This window comes from Microcoleus sp. Pol7_B2 (assembly GCF_036701035.1).
Taxonomy (GTDB): Bacteria; Cyanobacteriota; Cyanobacteriia; order Cyanobacteriales; family Microcoleaceae; genus Microcoleus.
Map to the genome: position 1 here is coordinate 26930 of NZ_JAUBQB010000008.1, position 22961 is coordinate 49890.

The following is a 22961-nucleotide window of genomic DNA, read 5'->3' on the forward strand; positions in this document are numbered from 1 at the left end:
AATTTTCAACTAAAAATCAATACTCAAAGGCGCTCTCGGAAACGGAATCACATCCCGAATATTCCCCATTCCAGTCATAAACTGCACTAAGCGCTCAAATCCCAAACCAAAGCCAGCGTGAGGCACAGTACCGTAGCGGCGCAAATCCAAATACCACCACAATTCCTCCTTATTCATACCCTGGGCTTCCATGCGCCTCTCCAACACATCCAGCCTTTCTTCCCGCTGCGAACCGCCGATAATTTCCCCAATATTAGGAGCCAAAACATCCATGGCTCGGACGGTTTTCTCGTCCTCATTTAAACGCATATAAAATGCTTTAATGCCGACGGGATAATCGCTGACAATCGTCGGCTTTTTAAACAAGTCCTCAGCCAAATAACGCTCGTGTTCCGACTGCAAATCTAAACCCCACCTGACCGGAAAATCAAACTTTTTGTCTGCTTTTTCCAAAAGTGCGATCGCCTCGGTATAAGTAATCCGCTCGAACTGATTATTAATGATATTTTCAGCAGTAGCCAAAACCGTTTTGTCAATGCGTTCGTTGAAAAACTCCATATCTTCGGGGCAATGCTCCAAAACGTATTTAAAAATGTACTTTAAAAACGCCTCAGCCAAATCCATATCTCCCTGCAAATCGCAGAAAGCCATTTCCGGTTCAATCATCCAAAACTCAGCTAAATGTCGCGAAGTATTAGAATTTTCCGCTCGGAAAGTCGGGCCAAAAGTGTAAACATTTCCGAAAGCCATCGCCATAACTTCCGCTTCCAACTGGCCGCTAACTGTTAAATAGGCGCGCTTTCCAAAAAAGTCTTTAGCATAATCAACCTCTTGCGAATCAGTGCGCGGCACATTCTTTAAATCAAAGTTGGTAACGGCGAACATTTCCCCCGCACCTTCGCAGTCGCTAGCAGCAATAATCGGAGTGTGAACCCACAAAAAACCGCGTTCTTGAAAAAATTGGTGTACCGCCGCCGAACAAGCATTGCGGACTCGAAAGACAGCACCGTGGGTGTTTGTGCGCGGCCGCAAATGCGCGATTGTCCGCAAAAATTCAAAGGAATGCCGCTTTTTTTGCAGCGGATAAGTTTGCGGGTCTGCATCCCCGTAAACTTGTACTTGTGAGGCTTTCAACTCTATTCGCTGTCCTTTTGCTGGAGATGCTACCAGCACTCCCGACACTTCTAGAGATGCACCTGTATTCAGTTGTTTCAGTACATTTTCAAAGTCTGGCAAATCGGAATTTATGACTACTTGCAAGTTAGCCATGGCCGAACCATCGTTGACTTCGACAAAGGCAAATTCTTTCAATTCGCGTTTGGTACGAACCCAACCTTGAACAGTTACAGTTTCGTCGGGTTCACCTGCGCGCAAAATTGCTGCAATTCGTTGATTTGTCATATCCACTCCTGTTTATTTAATATTTATTTTGCACCATCTTTCTCTCTTTTCTCTTCCTCTGCGTCCTCTGCGCCCTCTGCGGTAAATAAAAAAATCAAAAATCCCCACATTGTTCAACCTGCATAGGATTTCAAAATCCAACCGATCAAAATACCGAGTCCCCCAAAGCGAACTGCTTGCCAAAAAGGTTGTTTTATGCTTCCCCAAGAAAACAGGCTGCTTTCTAAATTCAACTCGATAGTTTCCAATTCTTGCTCAATTTCCCGCAATTCTTTTTTGAGTTGCGGCAATGGATTTCGGCGCCCCGACTGGAGGATTTCTTCGCGCCGATGGCCGAGTTCGACTTGGCGCTGTCGATCGACCTGAATTTGAGTGTACCGTTCTTTGACTGCTGCGAGCGATCGCTCCACTGCTGCGATCGCTTGAACAAACTCACTTTCTTGCTCTTCCGGATTTAACTCTGACGGCTGTTGAGGCATTTCGATCTGCAAACCTGACAATAATAATAAAAAAAACCGATTTCCAATTAAGTTGTTATTATATGCAGTATATTTTTTAAATTCAGAAACGGCAGCCAAATCCGTATAATTGCCAATTATGCTTGAAACTACACAAACAACCCAAACTGTCAACCTCAACGAGCTGAGCACGGTAGAACTAGCCCAAGCTCTCGCCGCGCGCCTCGCCATCCACGAAAAAGATTGGCACCGCCTCAAAGCCAACCGTTCGGCGCGGGCCTGCGAGCAAGCTGCGGCCGCTTTGGTGTTTTTGCTTAAAAAACAGCCAGAAGAAGCTCTCCCGCGCTTAAACCAAGCAGCAGGATGGCTGGATCGATCGATATCTGCTCCTCCCTGTCCCACCCACGGCAAATAATTAGATTGCTTCGTTGTTCGTAACGCTGGGCGGTTTAGAGTTTGAAGTTTTGACTTGATTAGTCGCTCAAAACTTAGACAATCGCGCCGCTCGATCGAGCAGCGCGATTGTGAGTTCAAAAGATTTATACTTTTTTAACTCAAAACTCACATTTTGCATTATGATCAGCTATCAATAGCTAGAGCGTTCCAATTCTCACTGCAAACTTCAGTCCGGAAACGAAAAAATTTCCAGGTCTAGCTGAGGTGAAAACTGCTGCTTTCATAGCGGTGCTAGCGCAAGCGAGGCAGTCGGTAGCGACTGGGAAGTTCTTTGCACAGCCGTAACTCTGTACCTTGAGAATTCCACTCTACCCGATCGAATATTTGGTAAAGAATAAACAACCCCCTACCACATTCCTGTTCCACATGGGGTAGTCCAGAGTCATCTGCAACATCCTCTGCTAGGAGACTGTCGCAATCATCGGTATAAAGGTTACAACTGCAAGGGGCTTTAAAGCCAGAACCTTCATCCGATATCACCCACCAATATTGGTTTTGGACGATCGAAAAACGGACTCCAACAGTTTTACCGGGGTCTAATTTGTTTCCATGCTTAGCAGCATTTACCAAAGCTTCTTGAAGCCCCAACCGCAATTCCGCTTGCCAGTGATCCGGAAGCTCTGCTAGGAGCAGATCCAAAATAGGACAAAGGTATAGGGTAGAAGCGAAGCTAATCGTAATCCAATTGCGTCCGACGGGACGAGGTGAAATAGCAATCACTCAGAAAACTCCCTAACTTTCAGGTGGATAAAGTTCACACCCTGCATAGTTGGCTCCCTAGTATTCAAAATGCTAATTAATTGAGCGGCGCAGCTCTACTTCTATCTTAGAGTATCAAAGCAATTAAGAACAGCAAACAACGTCACAAAATATTCAGCGATTCTGAGAAACTTCTGCAGAGAACCATCAGTAATTTTACTTATAAGTTCTCCTAGCAGCGAAATTTTTGAGGTTGACTTTTGCCAACTAGCAACGCTGAGGCTAGCTGCATCCGCCAAGCCGTCAACACCTTTTGAATAAACGATCCCCACCTTGAAAAGCTCGGAAATAACTATAAAAAAGTCGATCCCTTGACCCTCGCCCATCAGATTCTACCCTCGCAGCCCCTGGGCAAGCGCCATTGCCCAGAACTTGCTCAGGCCGCCAAACAGCAAAATCATCATACCTAGGTATGTTGCAGCCAAAACCCGATTTATTTTCCTAAATCCGATCGGGCAAAACATCTCCGCTTGCTACGACCCTCACAAAATCAATATTCGTTACAAAACTTATTAATCCTGAGTGCGGAAGATCGCCAGATCCCAACTCGCTCACATTGACGAATCCTTTGCTAGCGGAAGCCCGGCGCGGATGCCAAACTTTATAAATCTGAGCGTCGCGATACAATAGTTAAAGTAAATAATTATTTCTTTACATCATGCAAACAACCCCAGCCATCACCACAGCCCCCATAGCCGGCACTTACTGGCAGTGGCGGGGGCATTCAGTATACTACGTTCGATCCAGCGATCGGCATCCAGAACGCCCTCCCCTGCTGTTAATTCACGGTTTTGGAGCCTCCACAGACCACTGGCGCAAAAATATCAGCGGGCTGAGCAAAGACTTTGAAGTGTGGGCGATCGACCTGATCGGATTTGGGCGATCGGCAAAACCCGAATTACAGTACAGCGGCGACCTCTGGCGCGACCAACTCCACGACTTTATCACTAACATCATCGGCCGACCCGCCGTACTAGCGGGCAACTCCCTCGGAGGTTACGCCGCCTTGTGTGTAGCAGCCCAGCGCCCCGAATCAGCAGCCGGACTCATATTAATCAACAGCGCCGGCCCCTTCAGCGAACCGCAGCCCGCACCCGAAGCCCCGCCCTTGCAAAAAGCCATATCTGCGGTAGCTAAAACGTTATTTCAGCAAGATTGGGCAAGTTTTCTGCTGTTCCAGTACGTGCGCCAGCGATCGACAATTCGGAAAACCCTAGAAAAAGTATATCTCGACCAAAGCGCCGTTACAGACCAATTAGTAGAAGAAATATACCTTCCCTCCTGCGATCCCGGTGCCCCCAAAGTATTCGCTTCCGTATTCCGAACACCCCAAGGCGAAAAAATTGACGTATTACTTAGTCAATTAACCTGCCCGTTGCTAATGCTGTGGGGAGAAGGCGATCCGTGGATGAATTCCACAGAAAGAAGCGCTAAATTTCGCAAACACTATCCGCAGTTAACAGAACACTTTATCAAAGCTGGTCACTGTCCCCACGACGAAGTACCAGAACAGATAAACGAACTGATTGGCGCATGGATAATTGACCAATAGTCGATCGGCACATTGATAATTTTCCCCCGGCCATCTCCTCCCTCGGAGAGGGGGAAAATTATCCGATTTGCAGTAAAAGTTTATGTATTGTGCCAACACAAACGCGGTTAAATTCTACTCAAATATTCTGAGGAGACGGAAACAATGACCCGCAAAAAGACTCGCCGCAATTTTATATTGAGCAGTATAGCTGTTGCCAGCGGCATTGCAGGTGCTAAGGCGATCGAACAGCAGGATCGGGAAATCGCAGCCGCACCCAATAACAAGGCGGCCGCCACAGTAAAAATGCCAGAACGAGTGTTAGGCAAAACCGGGGTCAAAGTGCCGATTTTCGGTTTGGGTGGGGCCGGACAAACACCGCTGTCGCAGCCGGGAAGAGAAGCAGAAGCAGCGGCGCAAATTGAACGCGCGATCGAACTAGGCATTCGCTATTTTGACACCGCGGCCGAGTACGGGCCCAGCGAAGAAAACTTAGGCAAAGTTTTGCCACCATATCGATCGCGTCTCTTCCTAGCCACAAAAACCTCCGCCAGAGACAGAGATGGCGCGTGGAGAGACTTAGAGCGATCGCTCAAAAGATTGAAAACCGATCGGCTAGACTTGTGGCAACTCCACCACGTCTCATTCCAAGCCGAATTAGACCAAATTTTCAGTGCCAAAGGAGCAATAAAGGCGATCGAAGAAGCCAAACAGCAAAAAATAATTCGTTTTTCCGGCATCACCGGACACCACGAACCAGCCATTATTGCCGCAGGCTTGGAGCGCTATCCTTTCGACACAACATTAATCTCCCTAAACGCCGCCGAAAAACATCACCCGCGCTCCTTTGTTACCAGCGCTTTACCAGTAGCCAAAGCAAAAAACATCGGCGTCATAGCCATGAAAATACCAGCTTACGGCAAATTATTTCAGAACGGTGTTTTAGATGGAATGCACCAAGCAATGGGCTACACGCTTTCACTTCCCGGCGTGCACTGCTGCGTCATCGCCGCCGACTCAGTAAAGCAATTAGAAGAAAACTTTAAAGTTGCCCAAGCATTCAAACCCCTGAACCAAACAGAAATGGCAGCACTTGAAAAACGCACCGCCGCCGCTTGGCAAGAAAATACATTTTTCAGACAGTGGACTTAAAATACCAACTCCAAAATCCCTTTTTTCCTGGGTGTTTGTTGTGGTGTATTTATTGTGGCGCGGCCGTCCTGGCGGTGAATCATCTTATGTGCGATCCTCTTCGAGGGCTTCGCTAACGAACGAATGCAATCAAATTGTTTTGTAGTCAGGACTTGATCCCTCATAAAACTACTATAATTCAAATCCTGACTACAAACCTACAACGTTTAGGTTAGCGAACTTTCTTTTATCTGCGGTGAAAATATAGCAACCGCCAAGCCGGTTAGGAGATTTTAAATTGCTGAAACGATTGCGATTGTTGCTTCTTCCTTCTTCCTTCTTCCTTTTTCCTTCTGCTATACCTCAAGTCAAAAAACAAGGCGACCCAATCAGGTCGCCTTGTCTTATATCATAAAAAATGCAATTTGTCCACAGCCAAAAGCTACTTTTTTTTCCGTTTAGCCTTATCTAACCGCCTGCGATCGCGCCACTCAACAGAAGTCAAATAAGCGACCCCGCCAGTCACCGTCACCAGCAGTACAAAGGCCACTAAAACAAGAATATTAGCAATCGAAAATTCCACAACCCCTCTTCCTCTGATGTTACATTGTCTACTTTCGATTTTAGATGAAAAATGTTAACAATTAACAGTTGAATATAGACGGCTAACTGTTAACTGTTAACACTCGATTCAAACTGCTGGCAAATCTTCCAAAATTGTAAACCTCACATGATTAATTGCCAGACTCCCCACGGAAACATCCTCCTTGTTCAAAGGGAGACCGCCGCTCGTGAGACTTTGAAACCGAATTCCCTTGCCAATTTCTACGTGATACCAAGCCAAACCCATAAAAAATCGCAAAGGATAAGGGCCTCTGTCTTGAATATCATCAGGATTAGATTCCATCGGCACCCAGCCAAAACCCGGAATGTAAAATTCCAGCCAAACGTGATTGAAATCCGGCTCCAGCGACACACCTTTTCTGTCAGCAAAAGCCGGACACTTGTAGCGCCCGATCGTGCGGCAAGCAATCCCGTTTAACCTAGCCAAAGCCAACAACAAGCCCACGTACTCGCCACAAGAACCGATGCCGCGGCGTAATACAATATCGGGAGTGTCAATGTGAGGCCTAATCCCGTAAGAAAGTTGGTCGTAAACAAAATTGCGAATGCTCAGTAACTGCCTGAGAATATTAGTTTCTGAGCCAATGGCAGCCACAGCAGCCGATCGCACAATCTCCGTATCCATCGCCAAATTGTCATTATCCACCAAATACTTAGCTGCAAACTCCGGCGACAGCTTAGGAATCTTTTCGACATCCCTAGGTGACAACTGATACTTAATCGATCGAACTTCTAACAATGCCTTCCAGCCAAAAATTCGGCGTTCCCCAGGGTGTAGGCGGTCGAACTTAAACACCGCCACCCGTTCCCCTTCCTGAATTTCCTCAGTAAAAGGCATTCCGATAGGCGTAACACTCCTTACCTTTTGCCGGTGAGTTTCCGAAGGCAAAGCAATCCGCCACTCCAAATTTTCGATTTCTACCTCATCGAGAGGAGACAGTTCCTCCACATAAGACATTTCCATCAAAAAACCGTTTGACAAAGCGTAGCGCTCGGCTTCATTGTAATGAAAATACAAAGGCTGAATAAAAGTGCGATCGCGCTTCGTCAACTGAAAAGGATCTTCCGAATTCGGGTCATCCCGGATGTAAAGTTCATCCCCGGCATAAGCCACGTACAGAACCTCCTCCCCGGTTTCGGAATCCTTGTGAAAAGCCAAACCAGAAGGCGACTCAAAGGGAGTCAAAACGCTAAATTTAATCTCCCCAGTTGCCCGTTCCAAACAGTAAACAGTTTGCTCAGTCTTGTCGCAAACCCAAATTTCCTCATCCCGGACTGTGATATTTTCCACCCCTATACCTGGAGCGTAAAACCGAGTAATTTCCCGACCAGTTTTCAGGTCAAAAACCAGAATCGAGTTTAATCTCTGGCAAGTCGCATAAAGCGTAGATTTCCACACAGCAATCCCGTCAGCAGGATAAGAAAGTGAAACAAAATGTTCTGGTTTAAGTTCAGCGATCGCCCCGTCCCGAACTGCGCCCCGACAGCAACAAATATCCTCATCCCGCGCAAACCAGAGAGTATCTTCCGAAATAGCCAGCCCGGTTGCGCCCGCAAACTTAGCCGTTTGATAAGGATTCAAAACAGTAGTGTTGTCAGTTTCTCGATCGATCTCCAATAGCAGCCCTTCGGCGCGATCGACAGCGAACAACCTATTTCCTAAAAAAGCAATGCCGTGCAGTGCCAAGACTCCGATGGGTCTTACCATCCGCAGCCCCGAAGGCTGTTTGTCCGAGAGAACAGGTGAATCGAGATTCATGCTAAATTTCTTGCCGGTATTGTACAGAAAACCTAATTTGTAACTTGTAGCCGATCGCTTGAGGTTCACCAGAAAAATTGCCGAGTTTCCTGATATCCAGGATTGACGCATCAACCGGGTGTTTTTACGAAAAGGCGCGTTGTATCCTCTTGTTAGAGTTAAAAGAACCCGAATATGAGTCTTTGTCAAAGTTGGGTTTAACAAGCTCAACCCAACCTGCTGCCGTGAATGGAAGTAAGTATAACTACTAAGCTACCACTGACAAAGGCGACACAGAATTCTATGTTCAGCACAGCGACCAAAATAATCGTATCTGCCTAAAGATATAAATTAAGTACAACAGATTACTATATCCATCAAAACCTTGGATAGAATAAAACCGTGCGATAAAGTTCCTAGGTTCATCAAAAGGCAGGTTCGTCATGGCTTTGAAGTCTGCTCTAAATATCGGTGCTCTTTCATTAATTCTGTCTTTAGAGGCTGTTGCCGCCGGTAGTTTCTTAATACCAGCAGAGGCTCTCAACAGCCCCGCAAACATTGTCAAGGGCCCCTCACGACGGCAGCTACCCCTCAACTGGCAAACAGTTCAACCCCCTGAAACCAGCGGAAGCAGACCGAACATTCAGCCAACGGGTTCCACGTGGAATAGCTTTCAACCGCCGGAGGACGGAGTACCCGGAAGGCGGGAAGGGGGAGGAACCCGCGGCTTAGAATGCCCCACGGCCACAACTACCTTAACTGCCTTGATTCCCCAATCAACTATGGGGCAAACCATATCAGCAAAGCCAACTTTTTTCTACTACCTTCCTGTAGCCCTCGACAAAACAGTTCAGTTTGAGTTAGCAGACGAAAGGGACAAAACACTATACAAAAAAAGTTTTCGCATGGTAACTAGCCGTGCAGGTGTAGTTAGCGTCAGCCTCGCCTCCGACGACAACTCGCCAGCGCTGGAAGTTGGCAAAAACTATCAATGGTACTTTACTATCAAATGCAACCCAAAAAATACAAGAGATGATGTTCTCGTTTCCGGGTGGATCAACCGCACCGCACTCGCCCCAACCGTGCAAACAGAGTTGGATCGATCGCCTGATCGCACCAAGCTCAGTATCTTCGCCCAACAACGTCTTTGGTACGAGTACCTGGCAACTCTAGCTCAATTGCGTATCGACTCTCCCAGCGATGCCAGTTTAGCGATCAAGTGGTCAGCACTCTTGAACTCAGTCGAACTCGGCAAAATAGCCCAAGAACCCTTAGTCGCAAGTGAGTTAATGCCTATCACAAGAAAATAATTAAACACCAGTTTCAAAAAAGAATGCAACGGTAGGCAAGCCCCAAACGGTGATAGCCATCAGTCAGTCGATTTTAGATTTTAGATTTTAGATTTTAGATTTACTTGCTGCATTGAATCTGGGATGAGGAACAGGAGTCTAAAATTTTATGATCTACACTGATGAGCGTTCGGGGCACGGTATCCGTTTTTGGGCGAGTCATTGCCAAATCTCGAATCTCAAATGGTATGACTGGTGCAGCAAGTACGAAAAACTCGGTTTCGAGCGCGGTATTTTGCAGCGCCACAGATGATTTTTGGCTGTTGCGGGTTGTTTGGTCGATCGTCCTAAATCAATTAAAATTTGTGTACTGATCAGCAAGCAGTTCGGACTGCTGGCATCTTGAAAGCCGGACTGTGGAAATTTTGATGGTCAAATTTCGTCTAATACTAAATGATAAACTGGCATAGTCAAGCAGCCGACAAACTTATTTTAGAGAAATTATTAATTATGCGCCCGAATGCAAATATTGCACTATTTCGGTTGGGGATTTCACTTCTAACTTCGCTCCCGATGGTTTGCTTTTACGCCAATAAAGCTATATCCCAAACAAACGATATTTCTCTGTTGCCCGTCGCCGCTGACAACTCAGCAGATACGGGCAATCAAGTATTAGCACTGCAAAAACTGGAAATCAAGCAGGATGAAACAGCAACAAACTTAAATCAGCTTCCCGATGCGAGCGAGAGCAACCCTGAACCAGAAACACAATCGAACCCCGCCGAGAACAGCCAAGATGCCTGTTCCACAATCGATGAAACTGATTGTGGTGCGGGCATCTTGCCCGAACAAACAAATCTGGTTGACAACGATCCCCAATGTCAGAACCAGCTACATTGCAATCATGTTTTAGCCCAGAACCAACCCTCGCCGCCTCCAAATCTGCCACAGCCACCAACTCAGCCAGATCCAAATCGCGATCGATTTCTGCAACCTGCCCCGCAGCCTTCCCCAGAACCTCCCCAAGTACCACCCACAGTAACGCCGCCGTCCCCGTCGCCAGTTCCCTCAACGTTGCCGAATACACCAATTGAGGTGCAGAAAATTCAAGTAGTTGGCAGCACAATTTTAAGCCAAGATGAAATTAATGCCTTAGTCAACCCCTTAGAAGGCCGTTCTACCACCCTAGAACAGCTCAAACAAATCGCCGACAAAATTACCGAAATTTACCTCAATCGTGGCTACATCACTTCGAGAGCAGTCTTGCCGCCCCAAACTATCACCGCAGGGGTAGTCCAAATTCAAGTGATTGAAGGCAAGCTAGCCCGAATAGAGGTAGAAGGAACTAAAAGATTGAATCCGAGTTACATCCGCAGCCGGATTCGTCTGGGTGCCGGAATGCCTTTAAGCACAGCTTCATTAGAAGACCAACTCCGGCTGCTGCGAGTCGATCCTTTATTTGACAATGTAGAAGCCAGTCTGCGGGCTGGGGATAATGAAGGCGAGAGCATTCTGATCGTCCGAATCTCGGAAGCTAATCCGTTTCAACCTACTTTCAGCATTGACAATTACTCGCCTCCCAGTGTCGGTTCCGAAAGATTGGGAGTTAGTTTGCGGCACCGCAATATAACAGGAAATGGCGACGAACTGGCAGGGGCTTATTATCGATCGCTCGGCGATTCAGACGTGTTTGATTTCAGCTATCGCGTGCCGCTAAATGCGATGAACGGCACTTTGCAATTGAGGGCGGCGCCGAATCGCAACAGTATCGTACAACCACCTTTTAACCGTGCTGACATTTCGGGAAAATCGCATTTATTTGAAATTAGTTACCGCCAGCCGTTGCGGAGAACGCCGATCGAAGAATTTGCCTTGTCTGCAGGTTTTACTTATCAGACAGGTAGAACTTTTCTCGCCGGCGAACCGGTTCCTTTTGGCATCGGCCCGGACTCCAATGGTGTCACCACTACGAGTGCAATTAAGCTGGGACAGGACTACATTCGGCGCGACCCGCAGGGCGCTTGGGCCTTGCGATCGCAATTTACGATCGGCACTAGCTTGTTTGATGCTACTCAAAACGAAGGTTCTGATCCCGACGGACGATTTTTGAGTTGGCTGGGTCAAGTGCAGCGAGTACAGCGATTGAATGACAAACATTTATTAATTTTGCAGGCAGACTTGCAGTTGTCAGCTAATAGTTTGTTGCCTTCCCAGCAATTTGTAATTGGCGGCGGGCAATCTTTGCGCGGCTACCGCCAAAATGTCCGTTCTGGCGATAACGGCTTCCGAGTTTCTATCGAGGATCGGATTACTTTGCAGCGCGATGCTTCGGGAAATCCCAAACTTCAATTGGCTCCTTTTTTGGATGCGGGTACGGTGTGGAACGTTGCGAACAATCCTAATACATTAACCAATCAGACATTTTTAGCAGGTGTGGGTTTGGGGGTAATCTGGGAACCGATACAGCGGGTGAACCTGCGGGTAGATTACGCTTTCCCTTTGGTGAGAATTAGCGATAAAGGCGACAATCTGCAAGATAACGGCATTTACTTCAACATAATTTATACGCCATAAAATGAGGGTTCAGCACCTCTGGTAAGCATATAAATTGTCTGTTATGGCAGAGGGGAGATGGGAAGAGTGGGTGAGTGAGAAAGAGGGAGAAAGTGGTGGAGTGGCAGATGAAGAAAATATTTCCTTCTTGCTTGTTCCCTCTTCCCTCTTCCTTGTTCAACATCAAATATTAATCGCCGACTTCCCCGACAACCTCCGCAGCAGCCTGAGTTTCGAGCCAGAGTTTGAGCAGCAAGAGCTCCGCCCGATCGCCCAAAACAGTCGCAAACACGCCGTCAGCCTCCTCAGACGCCCCAGAAATCCACGTACCGCGCAGAGTCACTTCTACAAAGTCAGCATCAGCAACACAAAGGGCGATCGCATCGTTGTCGTTTCGGCGGGCCTCAGATTCCAACAGAGGCAGCGCCGGCAAATTCGCGGGCAGCAAAAATGCCGCAGTGCTCGGTTCGACGCTGATGCTTTGACCAACTCGCATAGCCAGCACAACTCGCAGCGCCACTAACTGTTCGGGAGATTGAGCCAAACACTCCAGGTTAAAGCCCGTTTCAGTGTAAGTCAACTTCAGCATATTGACAGCCCTAAATTTGGAATTGAAAGTTTAAAATTGAAAATCGGGAATTGGGAATTGGGCATCGGGCATCGGGAATTGGGAATTGGGAATTGGGAATAGGGCATCGGGCATCGGGCATTGGATAGGTCGGAATGAAAAGTTTGCTATTGCGACCTAAAATCCTTTTCAATTACAGGACTTAATTAGCTATTAACTATTAGCAATTACCAATTACCAATTACCTGTTTGGCCCATGCCCCAATGCCCCATGCCCTATTCCCCATGCCCTATTCCCCAATTTGGTATTCGTGCCAAAACAGTTCGGCAAAAGCAACAGTGGGGTGTATGGGGGCTTTCGGCTTAGTTCGCAGAGACATTCCGGCTTCTATGGGAGTTTGATCGCCCTTACGAGAGTTGCACCGTTCGCAAGCAGTCACCACGTTGTCCCAAGTATGCGGGCCGCCCTTCGATCGAGGCATCACGTGATCCAGCGTCAAATGCCGATTGCTACCGCAGTATTGGCAAGAATGAGCATCGCGGCGCAGAACTTCCCGGCGATTGACCGGGGGCACTTTCCAAAGGCGTTCCCTGTTACCAAAAGTCAAGCGGATTTGTTCGGGTACGTGGATGCTGGTGCTGGGCGATCGTACCAGCCAGCCGTTGCCGATGCTAAAATCGAGAGGTTCAGCCTTGCCTGTTACCAACAGTACGATCGCCCGTTTGATGTTGACACGGCTCATTGGTAGGTAATTCTGAGAAAACACCACCACAGATTGCCTCAATACATCAGTTACTACGGTCACGGCTTGCTCCTCCTCATCAATTTTGGATTTTAGATTTTAGATTTTGAATTTTGAATTTTGCTTGCTTCCTCAGCATTGGCTACATCTGGTTTTTTCCCAGTTCCCCAAGCGGATCGAATTTCTCAAATATCCAATCAAATGCCCCCGCTTCTCTTACTTAGAAGCGGGGGCTAGAAAAACTGCTAAAGGCAAATTTTCATCCTGTCTTGGTACAGTCGTTTAGCTGTACCTCCCGCTTCGCGTATCTCGATATGGGTGTGCCACTTGCAGACCGTCCCGGTCTACCTCGTTGTAATTAATTTCTGCAATTTGTCCTAATCCACTATAACCGGGTTTAATTAGGCCCAAGCCCGCCCACGAGGTCGCTGCGACAGTCGCAAAACCCGTCCTAAAGACGTGCTCTAACGACTCGGAGTGACCCGTGGGGTGATCGCAATTCAGTTGATAGGTGGAGTAGGTGGGGAGAAATTTCACTGTCGGCAGAAGGTGGTTAAGAGGCTTTCAATCTAGCTGTAAACATACTACACTGATATTACACATATGTCCACCCGTCACGGAGAAAAAATTATGCATACCCTACCTAGAACCTCAACCACCGAAATGGAAGTCACCAGCATTCGACTCGAAAGAGAACTCAAAGAGAGACTTAAAGATCTCGCAGGCAATCAAGGCTATCAAGCTTTGATTCGAGATTTGCTCTGGAATTACGTGCAGCAGAAGTCTGGAGAGTATCGGCAGATGTTTTCTCGATCGGATATTCGAGCCAGCATTAATGCCACAGCACAGCAGGAAGAACGCTGCGCGCTTACAGGAGAGTTGATTCGACCGGGCGGGCCGATGTTATTAGGCCTGACGATGCACGGCGAAATGGTGCCGCTGAGTATAGGGAGTATGGCCGGATAAACCAGTTTATCGAAAATTTGTGAGAGCGATCGGCCTGGGGTGAAGGCCCCAGGCGCTGAAGATCAGACTATTTTAGATTTTAGATTTTAGATTTTAGATTTCAATACTTCGGACAGTTTTTGATTACCAACCGTAGAATAAGGGTTTCCCGGCTCCAAGGCAATCGAGATACCAACGGAAAATCCATGGTTTCAGACTACGAACTAAAAACAGTCCGGACTATTGGTATAAAATTCCGCAGTCTTTAAACAATCTCTATTTAACGAACCGCGAAGACGCAAAGAACGCGAAGGAAGATGGATAAGAAGATAGCTAATGTTAGCAGTTCGCAATTCTGGTAACGCAGCTCCAGAGGCTCCAAAACGCGCGGGCTAGTGCTAAAATTTCCATCGGGCGTGCCGAACAGACGATCGTACATTTGATGAAAAAAATTAAGGTAATGCTGAAAAACCCCTACTTAACTGCTGCGAGTTCGATCGCCCTTCTCACAATTATTGGCGGATGTGCAGCTACTGAATCACCTCAACTTGCATCTCCCTCTCCTGTAACTGAATCACCTCAACTTGCATCTCCCTCTCTTGTAGCTGAATCTTCCCCGCCGCCAGTTAAACCAAGTCAGCCTCAGCCCTTAATAGTCTCTGCTACCAATCCCGAAACCCCCACAAATACCAAAATCCAGCAATATCTCAACGGGTTGGCAGCCCAAGGTTTTGCCAAAGAAAACCAAGGCGTCTGGATACAATCTGGCAATACTTTGCTAGCCAATCACCAAGGTACAGTTCCTCTGTCAGCCGCTTCTATTACCAAAGTAGCAACATCTCTGGTAGCACTGCAAGAATTCGGGCCCGAACATGAATTTATCACCTTAATTGGTACAACTGGAAAAATTGAAAACGGCGTATTAAAAGGCAATTTAATTGTACAGGGAAACGCCGACCCGTTGTTTGTATGGGAAGAGGCGATCGCCCTCGGTAACGCCTTAAATCAAAAAGGGATCAAGCGAGTCAGTGGCAATTTGATAATTGTCGATAAGTTTTACATGAACTTTGAACTCGATCCCCTCAAATCTGGAGAATTGCTCAAACAAGGATTGAACAGTCAAATCTGGGCCAGCGAAGCCGCCGCCCAGTATCAAACCCTGCCTCCCAATACGCCGAAACCCCAAATAGCCATTGAGGGTACTGTACAAGTTTTGCCAGCATCTCCCAACGATGTGCAGCCTTTAGTCAAACATTATTCTTTGCCCCTTACCGAACTGATCAAAAAAATGAATCAGTACAGCAACAATCTCATGGCAGATATGCTAGCTGATACTGTCGGCGGCGCCAAAACAGTCGCGCAAAAAGCAGCAGCAGCAACCGGAGTTCCTCCCGCAGAAATTCAACTCGTCAACGGTTCGGGATTGAGCGAAGAAAATCTCATTTCTCCCCGGGCTGCTTGCGCGTTATTTATAGCTTTAGAACGCTATCTTGAACCTTACAGCATGACAGTTGCGGATGTCTTAACTGTAGTTGGGAAAGATCAAGGAATACTGGCAGAACGGGCGCTTCCCAAATTAGCAGTAGTCAAATCTGGCACGTTGGATAATGTTAGCGCTTTGGGCGGAGCCCTGCCAACTCAAAAACAAGAAACTGTGTGGTTTGTGATTATGAATGGAGGGGCAAATGTCGAGACATTTCGCACTCAGCAAGAGGTTTTGCTGAAAAGCTTTTTGAATGAGTGGGGAAGTGTCCAAGTTTCGCCGCCGGAATTAACGCCAAATCCTGCTAGAAGTAGTAAGGTATCTCGCAGCGAAATTGTTCAATAAGCTGTTGTGCATTGAAATTGTATATTCCGGGCGAGCTCGCGTGCCCACCCCACAAGAGAGTTTATAGGGTGCGTCAGCACAGAAATTTTAAATTTTCAGCTAAAATAATGCAAGCTGATGCACCCTAGGAGTACAAACTAATTTAATCAGGTGTTTTGGCCCTAGCGACTACAATGCCGATCGCACTTTCGACTCTCCTAATATATCTCTGCAAGTCGTAAGCAACTGTCACCTCCCCAGCCGGCGAAGCGTGAATTAAGCCCATATTGCCGTCAGCATTGCGGTAAACTAAACCCGTGTGCGTGACATCCAATCCTTTAACATCCGTAGCTACTGCTACAATATCCCCTGGTTTTAACTGAGAATAAACACTTTTTATCCGATTTGTCGGAATGTAATTAACAGTAGTTTTTGCTAATTCTGCTTCTTGGCTGACTATGCACTGATAAGTTGCTTCGTCTTTGACCATTTGCGGGTAACTGCTGCGGTGCTGGCTCATGAAATTTAGTGTTTTATTCATGGACACTCCGCCTAATTCAGCCGTGATATTTTCTACTGTTTGCCGTTTTTGATTGTCGTTAATCCAGTCGGAAAAATAGTGCAATCTGCTGCAATAACCGTTGATTTTACCGTTTAAATACCGCTGTTCTTCTATGCGATTTACAAAATTTTGATAGTCGTAATCTTGTACTGCTACGCCCCTCGCGATCGCCAAAACGGTTTCAACAAACAAAACGCAATCAAATTTATTCAAAGTTATGAGCAACTTTTCTTCGCCGGATTTGTCCAGTAAACCTGCGGCGTAGGGCTTTCCTAGGAAATTATCGGCGATCGCCTGGACGATTTCTCCCATCGAGCGATCGTGCAAATTTTGTTGTTTTGCATACTGTACAACCTTTTCAAAACGTGCTATGTCTTCAGGTTGTGCAACGGTTTCTCTCTCCGTATTATTTGAGTCCGAGCGTCTCGCCAGCACCTTCAGCAATTCGGAATAGGAAATTTCCGCTAAATTGTTGAAGTCCCAAAACATACTCGGAAAACTGGAAACAGTTTGGTTGTTTGTTATTTCCAGATTTTCGCTTTTTCCCGTCAAGGAAAACGCTAAATCCGCGCCCTGTCCTGCTGTTTGTCGCTCGACAACATATCCCGTAGCAGATTGAGACTGAAATGCCCAAACATCAGGTATCAAAGAGTTATTCACGCCGACGATCGCAAATCCCAAAACAGCCAGACTCCAAAAATTTCTCATGTTTTTCAAAGGATTTTGCTTCAACTCAGTGCTATCCTGAAAATTTTACAATTACATTTTACAATTACTAGAAGTCTCAATCAGCCTAGTAGACCGATAAAATTGGCAACAGCGGACTAGATCGATACACTTGTCATTTAGATGCCGCCCTATTATAAACTGATCGTGCGAGTTTGATAGCACAAAACTGTAATGCAAGTAGAACGCCGACCCCGCCCCATCGGGCCCCAACGCCCAATCGACTCCCGACGCCAAAGCACCGAGCGTCCAGTCCAGTCGCGACGCCAAAGCACCGAGCGCCCAGTCCCATCTCGTCGCCCAATCCAGACCCGACGCCCCATAGACCTCTTGCAAAAGTCGCTCTCAATTCTTGAAATTATCTGGGTTAATCTGCGTTCATCTCCCTTGTATCTGCGGTTGACCGATCGAGCAAAGATTCATGCAACAGGTCTAATCCAATCCCGACCCCATAGCAGCCAGAGCCCAGTCGGACGCCGACGCCAAAGCAGCGAACGCCCAGTGCCATCTCGTCGCCGAGTGAGGACGAAATTTTCTCGGCTAAAATACCGTAACATTTTGTGTTTAATCGCCGGGGCGATCGCGATCGGTTGGATTGTCACAATACCGTTCAGAATTCGCCGTCCCCCAGAACCGCCAGTCATCTTGGCTCAACAGGCCGTCTCGCCTCAAGAAGCACTCTCGCCTCCAACAATTGAACCATCGGAAAATTTAGCCGATCGTCAAAGCGAGCCTACCTTTAGCTACAACATCAAAACACCTCCCAATCCAGTTTACTCTCAAGAATTGCAAGGGATTGTTGATGAAGCTGTGAAGATTGCAACCAGCAAAGGACTGCCTGCTGACCGGCTATCAATTAGCTTATTGGATGTCAGCAATTCCAAAACTCACACCTTTGCCGGATATCAAAATCAAACTCTCCGATTTCCCGCTAGCGTTGCCAAGTTATTTTGGATGGCAGCCTTTTACTCAGCCATAGAAAAAGGCATCATTACGCAAAGAGAATCTGCCTTTAAAAACGACCTCGAACAAATGATTCGCGTCTCCAACAACGATGCTGCCAGCCGACTTTTAGACAAAATCACCGATACAAAATCCGGCGGCAGGCTCGCAGGAGAAGAGTTGCAAACCTGGCTGAAAAAGCGCACTCAAATTAACACATTTTTCCAGTCTGCCGGCTACAATGATCTTCGTATAAGCACCAAAAATTATCCCATATACTATTTAAGACAAGAAGGACCAATCGGTCGCGATTTGCAATTGCGGGGCGATGCTTCTCAGCCGATTCGCAATCAAGTAACTACCGACCAAGCCGCCAGATTAATATATGAAATCTATACTAGACAAGCCGTTTCCAGCGTCGCCAGCCGCAAAATGGCTTACTTGCTAACGAGAGACTTAGACCCCAAGGCGTGGAAAAATGACCCTAGCAATTCGATACAAGGATTTCTGGGCGAATCTTTACCAACTAATATTTATTTTGGTTCCAAAGTAGGCTATACTTCCAAATCCCGCAGCGAAGCGGCCTTTGTCAGAACTTTAGACGATCGCGCGATTTATATCTTAGTTGTTTTTGCAGACGATCCGGCTTATGCCAAGGACGAAACAGCATTTCCGGCCATTTCCCGATACGTTTTCGATCGGCTAAACGCTCGTGGTCCCAGCACTTTGCAGTGATATGGAGTAGGGCCTGTTGAATGTTGACTATTAGTTGAAAAACTGAAGAATGGTTGATATCAAATCCGGTTGCATCGGAATTATTCATCTCTCTGTTCTCTTCCTCTGTATTCTCTGCATCAAGATTGTTTTAATCATTCCAATGCAACCGGATTTGATATGAGTGTTGAATGTTAACTCGATTTTATAGCAACCGCGCCCGACGTTTAGGACGTTGTTAATGGCTGAAACGATTGATTTTATTGCTTCTTCCTTCTTCCTTCTGCTATACAATTTCGGCGCAGTCAGAAGTGAGATTACGCACAAACAACGGTTTCTGCGAAAAATGGGCACTGGCGACCAAAAAAACCAATTTCTTGACCACAAATCTAGGATTTTAGGTAAAACCCGCAGCAAGAAACCCAGTTTCTTATATCCTGTGAGTAAGTCCTAATTAGATTTGTAGTTAGGAAGTTGTTTGTCTCCCGTCGGTCGATCGCTAACTCTAAACTATGAGTTAAACAATTGATTGACCTGACACAATTTAACTGGGGCGAAAGGATTCGAACCTCTGAATGGCGGGACCAAAACCCGCTGCCTTACCACTTGGCGACGCCCCAACGTCTTAACCTTCACTATCTTAACATTCAAACACAGCAATCTGTCAAGCATTTTGACAAGAAAATTTTAAAAATGTTTTTGGAAGCGATCGCCCGCAGGTTTATGCTCTGATCGCACGGGGGCGAGCTACCGGAATTTCAATCCTGAAATCCGCTCCCTGTCCTGGTTTCGAGATACAGTTCAAGCTTCCTCCGTGTTTTTCCACCACAATCTGGTAGCTAATAGACAAGCCGAGTCCCGTACCCTTGCCCACAGGTTTAGTGGTAAAGAAAGGGTCAAACAAGTGGCATTTAGCTTTTTCGGCCAATCCGGGCCCGCTGTCTTGAATCCGAATCACCACAACTTGACCGCTTGACTTTCCTGACTCATCAGCCTCCGAGTTTGGGTTCACCACCGCCGTCGAGATTTTGATCGTCTTGGGTGGAGGCTGATTTTCCAAAGAGTCGATCGCATTCGCCAAAATATTCATAAATACTTGGTTGAGCTGTCCGGGATAGCACTCTACCTTCGGCAAGTTACCGTAGTCTTTAATTACCTCAATTCCCGGTATTAGTCCATTTGACTTGAAGCGGCTCTGCAAAATCAGCAGCGTGCTGTCAATCCCTTCGTGAATGTCCACCAGCTTCATCTCTGCTTCGTCGTGCCGCGCGAAGTTCCGCAGAGACAGGACAATTTGGCGGATGCGTTCAGTTCCCATCTCTATTGAAGACAGAATTTTCAGCAAATCCGGCACTATGAAATCAACATCGATTTCTTCGCTTTTGTCGAGAATTTCGGGGCAAGGCTCCGGGTAATGCTTTTGATACAAGTGCAGTAAATCCAGCAGATTTTTCATGTACTGCTTGCAATAAGTCAAGTTGCCGTAAATAAAATTAACCGGATTGTTAATTTCATGGGCGACGCCGGCGACCATTTGACCGAGAGAGGACATTTTTTCGTTTTGGATGAGCTGAGCTTCTTTCTGCTGCAACTGCTGCAAAGTTTCCGTCAGTTGGCGGGCTTGAGTTTGGGCGGCTAAGGCTGCCGCGCGGGTTTGGGCGTAGAGTTCGGCTTGGTCGATCGCGATCGCCAGTTGATCCACCACCGCTTGCAGCAATTCCACTTCGCTCGTCGCCCAGGAACGGTGGCTGCTGTAATGGTTGCAAACTACAGCCCCCATTTGACCGGAGCGAGTCTTGAGCGGCAGCAGCAGGTTAGAAACAATCCCGATACTGGTCAAAAAATCTCGCGTCGGCTGTTCGATGCAGAGTGCTGTTGCCGCGTCGCCAATCCGGAGCGTTTGGCGGTGGCAAATTTTCTCGGCCAGCAGGGTTACTTGTTCGATCGGGTATTCTGTAAGCCGGTCTTTCACTTCGGGATTTGCCGCCTCGTGGGTGATTGCAAAGCTTGGCTGCCCGTCTCGCGAGATGGAGTACCATAAAAAGTAGCACTGGTCAACCTGTAACAAGCTGCGAATTTCGTTGACAGCCGTATCTAAAATTTTGTCGAGGTCGAGGGAATTTCGCATCTGGCTGGCGAGGCCGAACAGCAAGCCTTCCCGGCGGCTCAACAATTCTTCTCGGGCTGTGACGCGATCAATCGCCACGGCGATGGCGTTAGTCATGCAGCCGAGAACTTCTAGCGCTCCCTCGCTTGCCAAAGCGCTACTGCACAGAGCCATCACTCCCACCAGTCGCTCTTCCACAATCAGCGGATAGGCAATGGTGCACAGAGACGGGTTCGACAGTAGGCACACAGGAGCCGTTTGGAGGTTTCCCGCTTCTGTTCGCAGCCAATCTTCTATTTCCGGTGCCCACTCTTGGCTGCTAAGTCCTGAATTGGCCTGCAATTCTAACCGCTCTGTCTGCAAGTTAAAAGTCCAGATGCTCACCCCTGTGGCGTCGAGGTACTCTACCATTGCCTCGGTGCAGCGGTTGAGGATGACCGATATTTTCCCGCCTTGTCCGAGGGCTGCACCGACTTTAGCTTGCAGGGTTCCCAAGCGCGATCGCTCTTGTAGGGACGCTGCCGTTAGTTGGCGATCGGAGGTGTCGCGGGGGCCGGCAACGATTTCTCGGATTTGTTGGGTATCGTCCGCGTGCCCGATGCCCGCTGAAGCTTCCCACACATATTGAGATTTGCCTGTTTCCCCCAGCGTTGGGATCTCTTTTGTGCCGTATATTCTCCTGCTACTCTGTGGCGTATGTACCGCACACAAGCTGTCGCGGTTCGAGTCACGAACTAACTCCGAGACTTGCTGGCTGTCCGAGCTAATATCTTCTACCTCTGGCAACTGTTTTTGAGCTTTGACTAATTGCCAGCGCAACTCCACCAAACTCGCAACTTGCCGGCTCAAAGCTTGCAGACCTTCTATCGTTTCTTTTGTCAAGTCTCGCGGCACCGAGTCCATGACGGATAGCACTCCCAGCACCTGCCCCTCAGAGCTAACAACTGGGATTCCGGCGTAAAATTTCACGAAGGGGTAGAAAACGATCAGCGGATGATCGCCAAATCTCATATCTGTGGAAGCGTCTCGAACAATGGCGGCAGGCAGTTCTTTAAAGGAATTTATAGGAAGTTCGATCGCAAATTCGGGAGCAACGGGCGGTTGTTGCAGGGAAATTGCCCGGTCAAATTCCGAGTTTGAGTTTGAACTCTGGGCGAAATCTTCGGGAGTTGGGTCTAGGGCGCGATCGCAAAAATTCAGGTAACGCTGGGTCAAATTTTGATCGATACCTAACTGCGACTTCAACCAGTGGCGGTTACCGTCAATCAAGCTCAAGAAAGCAATAGGACTTCGGCTGATATGAGCTGCCAAACCAACCAAACTGTCCAAGCAAGCCTCTGGATCAGAGCCAAGAAGCTGATACAAATCAATGTTATGAAGCTTGAACACTTTTTTACCAAGAGGCAAGGGTGCTTTCATCATGTGTAACTGCCCGTTTAGTTGCTGGCAACCGCCCTTCTCAATACTTCCCTTGAAAAACAAGCTATGAATTCTGTGCTGGGAGACTCGGGGCGCAAGTTCGGCGCAGGTTGCTTGCGCCAAATTCAGACTAACCTCTTGACTGATCGGGAAACTTTTGAGTTATCGGAGTTAGAGCACCCCAGATCTAAGACTATATAAATTATACTTCCAGTTGACTATGCTTTTGAATACCTCCGGCTCTCTAAATCTAAGAGCCTCTGTTGGGAGGAAGCAGCTTTCCAAAATATATGACTATTGCTTACCTAGAATTTTTTTATCAGTTTAATTGTATTTTAACAGACTTGTCTAATCGTGGGTAGCTGGCTTGCTGGTAGATTTAAATCAGGGGTTTGTGCCACAATACCAGTGTCCTTTACCGAGCTGTGCCTTAGCCGGTAGTTCAACTACAGTTAGGAGATGAATTACAAAAGATTGGTAAGATGTTA

General features: G+C 47.3%; 19 protein-coding genes and 1 tRNA gene. 9 read left to right on the forward strand and 11 right to left on the reverse strand.

Features of this window, described 5'->3' with window-relative positions; genetic code table 11:
• Positions 1–9: 9 nt before the first annotated feature.
• Together asnS and QUA57_RS05005 are read right to left on the reverse strand one after the other, a co-directional pair.
• Positions 10–1401: an asparagine--tRNA ligase gene (gene asnS / locus QUA57_RS05000; RefSeq protein WP_333059834.1), complete on the reverse strand. Its 1392-nt coding sequence runs from the start codon at positions 1399–1401 to the stop codon at positions 10–12.
• Positions 1402–1514: 113 nt separating this feature from the next.
• Positions 1515–1880 carry a DUF2203 domain-containing protein gene (locus QUA57_RS05005; protein WP_333059835.1) on the reverse strand — a complete coding sequence of 122 codons (366 nt, stop codon included), beginning with the start codon at positions 1878–1880 and terminating at the stop codon, positions 1515–1517.
• A 118-nt stretch (positions 1881–1998) separates the two neighbouring features.
• On the opposite strand from QUA57_RS05005, the gene QUA57_RS05010 reads away from it, so the two are divergent.
• Positions 1999–2274, forward strand: a complete 276-nt coding sequence (locus tag QUA57_RS05010) for a DUF6439 family protein (protein ID WP_006631172.1) — start codon at positions 1999–2001, stop codon at positions 2272–2274.
• Positions 2275–2546: 272 nt separating this feature from the next.
• Here QUA57_RS05010 and QUA57_RS05015 read toward each other — a convergent pair whose 3' ends face one another.
• Positions 2547–3035: an anti-sigma regulatory factor gene (locus QUA57_RS05015; protein ID WP_333036929.1), complete on the reverse strand. Its 489-nt coding sequence runs from the start codon at positions 3033–3035 to the stop codon at positions 2547–2549.
• A 101-nt stretch (positions 3036–3136) separates the two neighbouring features.
• Positions 3137–3400: a hypothetical protein gene (locus tag QUA57_RS05020; protein ID WP_333059836.1), complete on the reverse strand. Its 264-nt coding sequence runs from the start codon at positions 3398–3400 to the stop codon at positions 3137–3139.
• Between the two features lie 332 nt (positions 3401–3732).
• Between QUA57_RS05020 and QUA57_RS05025 the strand changes: the two genes are divergently transcribed.
• Positions 3733–4626: an alpha/beta fold hydrolase gene (locus QUA57_RS05025; RefSeq protein ID WP_333059837.1), complete on the forward strand. Its 894-nt coding sequence runs from the start codon at positions 3733–3735 to the stop codon at positions 4624–4626.
• Positions 4627–4770: 144 nt separating this feature from the next.
• On the forward strand, positions 4771–5757 hold the full coding sequence (locus QUA57_RS05030; RefSeq protein WP_333059838.1) for an aldo/keto reductase: 987 nt from the start codon (positions 4771–4773) through the stop codon (positions 5755–5757).
• Positions 5758–6178: 421 nt separating this feature from the next.
• Here QUA57_RS05030 and QUA57_RS05035 read toward each other — a convergent pair whose 3' ends face one another.
• Together QUA57_RS05035 and QUA57_RS05040 are read right to left on the reverse strand one after the other, a co-directional pair.
• Complete coding sequence (locus QUA57_RS05035) at positions 6179–6319, reverse strand: hypothetical protein (protein ID WP_190660773.1); 141 nt, start codon at positions 6317–6319, stop codon at positions 6179–6181.
• Positions 6320–6427: 108 nt separating this feature from the next.
• Positions 6428–8119, reverse strand: coding sequence for a transglutaminase domain-containing protein (locus QUA57_RS05040; protein WP_333059916.1), 1692 nt, complete (start codon positions 8117–8119; stop codon positions 6428–6430).
• A gap of 422 nt (positions 8120–8541) precedes the next feature.
• Here QUA57_RS05040 and QUA57_RS05045 point away from each other — a divergent pair, with 422 nt between their 5' ends.
• From QUA57_RS05045 to QUA57_RS05055, 3 genes are all read left to right on the forward strand, one after another.
• The gene (locus tag QUA57_RS05045; protein WP_333059839.1) at positions 8542–9408 is read left to right on the forward strand and encodes a DUF928 domain-containing protein; all 867 of its coding nucleotides are present in this window, start codon (positions 8542–8544) and stop codon (positions 9406–9408) included.
• A 148-nt stretch (positions 9409–9556) separates the two neighbouring features.
• Entirely contained in the window at positions 9557–9700 is a 144-nt protein-coding gene (locus QUA57_RS05050) for a hypothetical protein (RefSeq protein ID WP_333059840.1), read from the forward strand.
• Positions 9701–9840: 140 nt separating this feature from the next.
• Complete coding sequence (locus QUA57_RS05055; protein WP_333059842.1) at positions 9841–11961, forward strand: ShlB/FhaC/HecB family hemolysin secretion/activation protein; 2121 nt, start codon at positions 9841–9843, stop codon at positions 11959–11961.
• Between the two features lie 169 nt (positions 11962–12130).
• On the opposite strand, the gene QUA57_RS05060 is transcribed toward QUA57_RS05055, so the two are convergent.
• Positions 12131–12529, reverse strand: a complete 399-nt coding sequence (locus QUA57_RS05060; protein WP_333059843.1) for an alr0857 family protein — start codon at positions 12527–12529, stop codon at positions 12131–12133.
• A 269-nt stretch (positions 12530–12798) separates the two neighbouring features.
• The gene (locus QUA57_RS05065; RefSeq protein WP_333059844.1) at positions 12799–13314 is read right to left on the reverse strand and encodes an HNH endonuclease; all 516 of its coding nucleotides are present in this window, start codon (positions 13312–13314) and stop codon (positions 12799–12801) included.
• A gap of 567 nt (positions 13315–13881) precedes the next feature.
• Here QUA57_RS05065 and QUA57_RS05070 point away from each other — a divergent pair.
• Complete coding sequence (locus QUA57_RS05070; RefSeq protein ID WP_333059845.1) at positions 13882–14217, forward strand: hypothetical protein; 336 nt, start codon at positions 13882–13884, stop codon at positions 14215–14217.
• A gap of 421 nt (positions 14218–14638) precedes the next feature.
• Positions 14639–16024, forward strand: a complete 1386-nt coding sequence (locus tag QUA57_RS05075; protein WP_333059846.1) for a D-alanyl-D-alanine carboxypeptidase — start codon at positions 14639–14641, stop codon at positions 16022–16024.
• Between the two features lie 142 nt (positions 16025–16166).
• Here QUA57_RS05075 and QUA57_RS05080 read toward each other — a convergent pair whose 3' ends face one another.
• Positions 16167–17273, reverse strand: coding sequence for an N-acetylmuramoyl-L-alanine amidase-like domain-containing protein (locus tag QUA57_RS05080; protein ID WP_333037291.1), 1107 nt, complete (start codon positions 17271–17273; stop codon positions 16167–16169).
• Between the two features lie 519 nt (positions 17274–17792).
• Between QUA57_RS05080 and QUA57_RS05085 the strand changes: the two genes are divergently transcribed.
• A complete protein-coding gene (locus QUA57_RS05085; RefSeq protein WP_333250973.1) occupies positions 17793–18968 on the forward strand; it encodes a serine hydrolase in 1176 nt (391 codons plus the stop codon).
• 527 nt (positions 18969–19495) lie between these two features.
• On the opposite strand, the gene QUA57_RS05090 is transcribed toward QUA57_RS05085, so the two are convergent.
• Both QUA57_RS05090 and QUA57_RS05095 read right to left on the reverse strand, forming a co-directional pair.
• Positions 19496–19567 (reverse strand) — tRNA-Gln (locus tag QUA57_RS05090).
• A gap of 101 nt (positions 19568–19668) precedes the next feature.
• Positions 19669–22476, reverse strand: a complete 2808-nt coding sequence (locus QUA57_RS05095; protein ID WP_333059849.1) for a GAF domain-containing protein — start codon at positions 22474–22476, stop codon at positions 19669–19671.
• Between the last annotated feature and the right edge of the window lie 485 nt (positions 22477–22961).

Coding starts and splice junctions, on each gene's coding strand:
- QUA57_RS05055 (WP_333059842.1), top strand. CDS start 9,841: ATGATAAACTGGCATAGTCAAGCAGCCGACAAACTTATTTTAGAGAAA.
- QUA57_RS05020 (WP_333059836.1), bottom strand. CDS start 3,400: ATGGGCGAGGGTCAAGGGATCGACTTTTTTATAGTTATTTCCGAGCTT.
- QUA57_RS05045 (WP_333059839.1), top strand. CDS start 8,542: ATGGCTTTGAAGTCTGCTCTAAATATCGGTGCTCTTTCATTAATTCTG.
- QUA57_RS05040 (WP_333059916.1), bottom strand. CDS start 8,119: ATGAATCTCGATTCACCTGTTCTCTCGGACAAACAGCCTTCGGGGCTG.
- QUA57_RS05095 (WP_333059849.1), bottom strand. CDS start 22,476: ATGATGAAAGCACCCTTGCCTCTTGGTAAAAAAGTGTTCAAGCTTCAT.
- QUA57_RS05075 (WP_333059846.1), top strand. CDS start 14,639: ATGAAAAAAATTAAGGTAATGCTGAAAAACCCCTACTTAACTGCTGCG.
- QUA57_RS05025 (WP_333059837.1), top strand. CDS start 3,733: ATGCAAACAACCCCAGCCATCACCACAGCCCCCATAGCCGGCACTTAC.
- QUA57_RS05060 (WP_333059843.1), bottom strand. CDS start 12,529: ATGCTGAAGTTGACTTACACTGAAACGGGCTTTAACCTGGAGTGTTTG.
- QUA57_RS05010 (WP_006631172.1), top strand. CDS start 1,999: ATGCTTGAAACTACACAAACAACCCAAACTGTCAACCTCAACGAGCTG.
- QUA57_RS05070 (WP_333059845.1), top strand. CDS start 13,882: ATGCATACCCTACCTAGAACCTCAACCACCGAAATGGAAGTCACCAGC.
- QUA57_RS05050 (WP_333059840.1), top strand. CDS start 9,557: ATGATCTACACTGATGAGCGTTCGGGGCACGGTATCCGTTTTTGGGCG.
- QUA57_RS05080 (WP_333037291.1), bottom strand. CDS start 17,273: ATGAGAAATTTTTGGAGTCTGGCTGTTTTGGGATTTGCGATCGTCGGC.
- asnS (WP_333059834.1), bottom strand. CDS start 1,401: ATGACAAATCAACGAATTGCAGCAATTTTGCGCGCAGGTGAACCCGAC.
- QUA57_RS05005 (WP_333059835.1), bottom strand. CDS start 1,880: ATGCCTCAACAGCCGTCAGAGTTAAATCCGGAAGAGCAAGAAAGTGAG.
- QUA57_RS05030 (WP_333059838.1), top strand. CDS start 4,771: ATGACCCGCAAAAAGACTCGCCGCAATTTTATATTGAGCAGTATAGCT.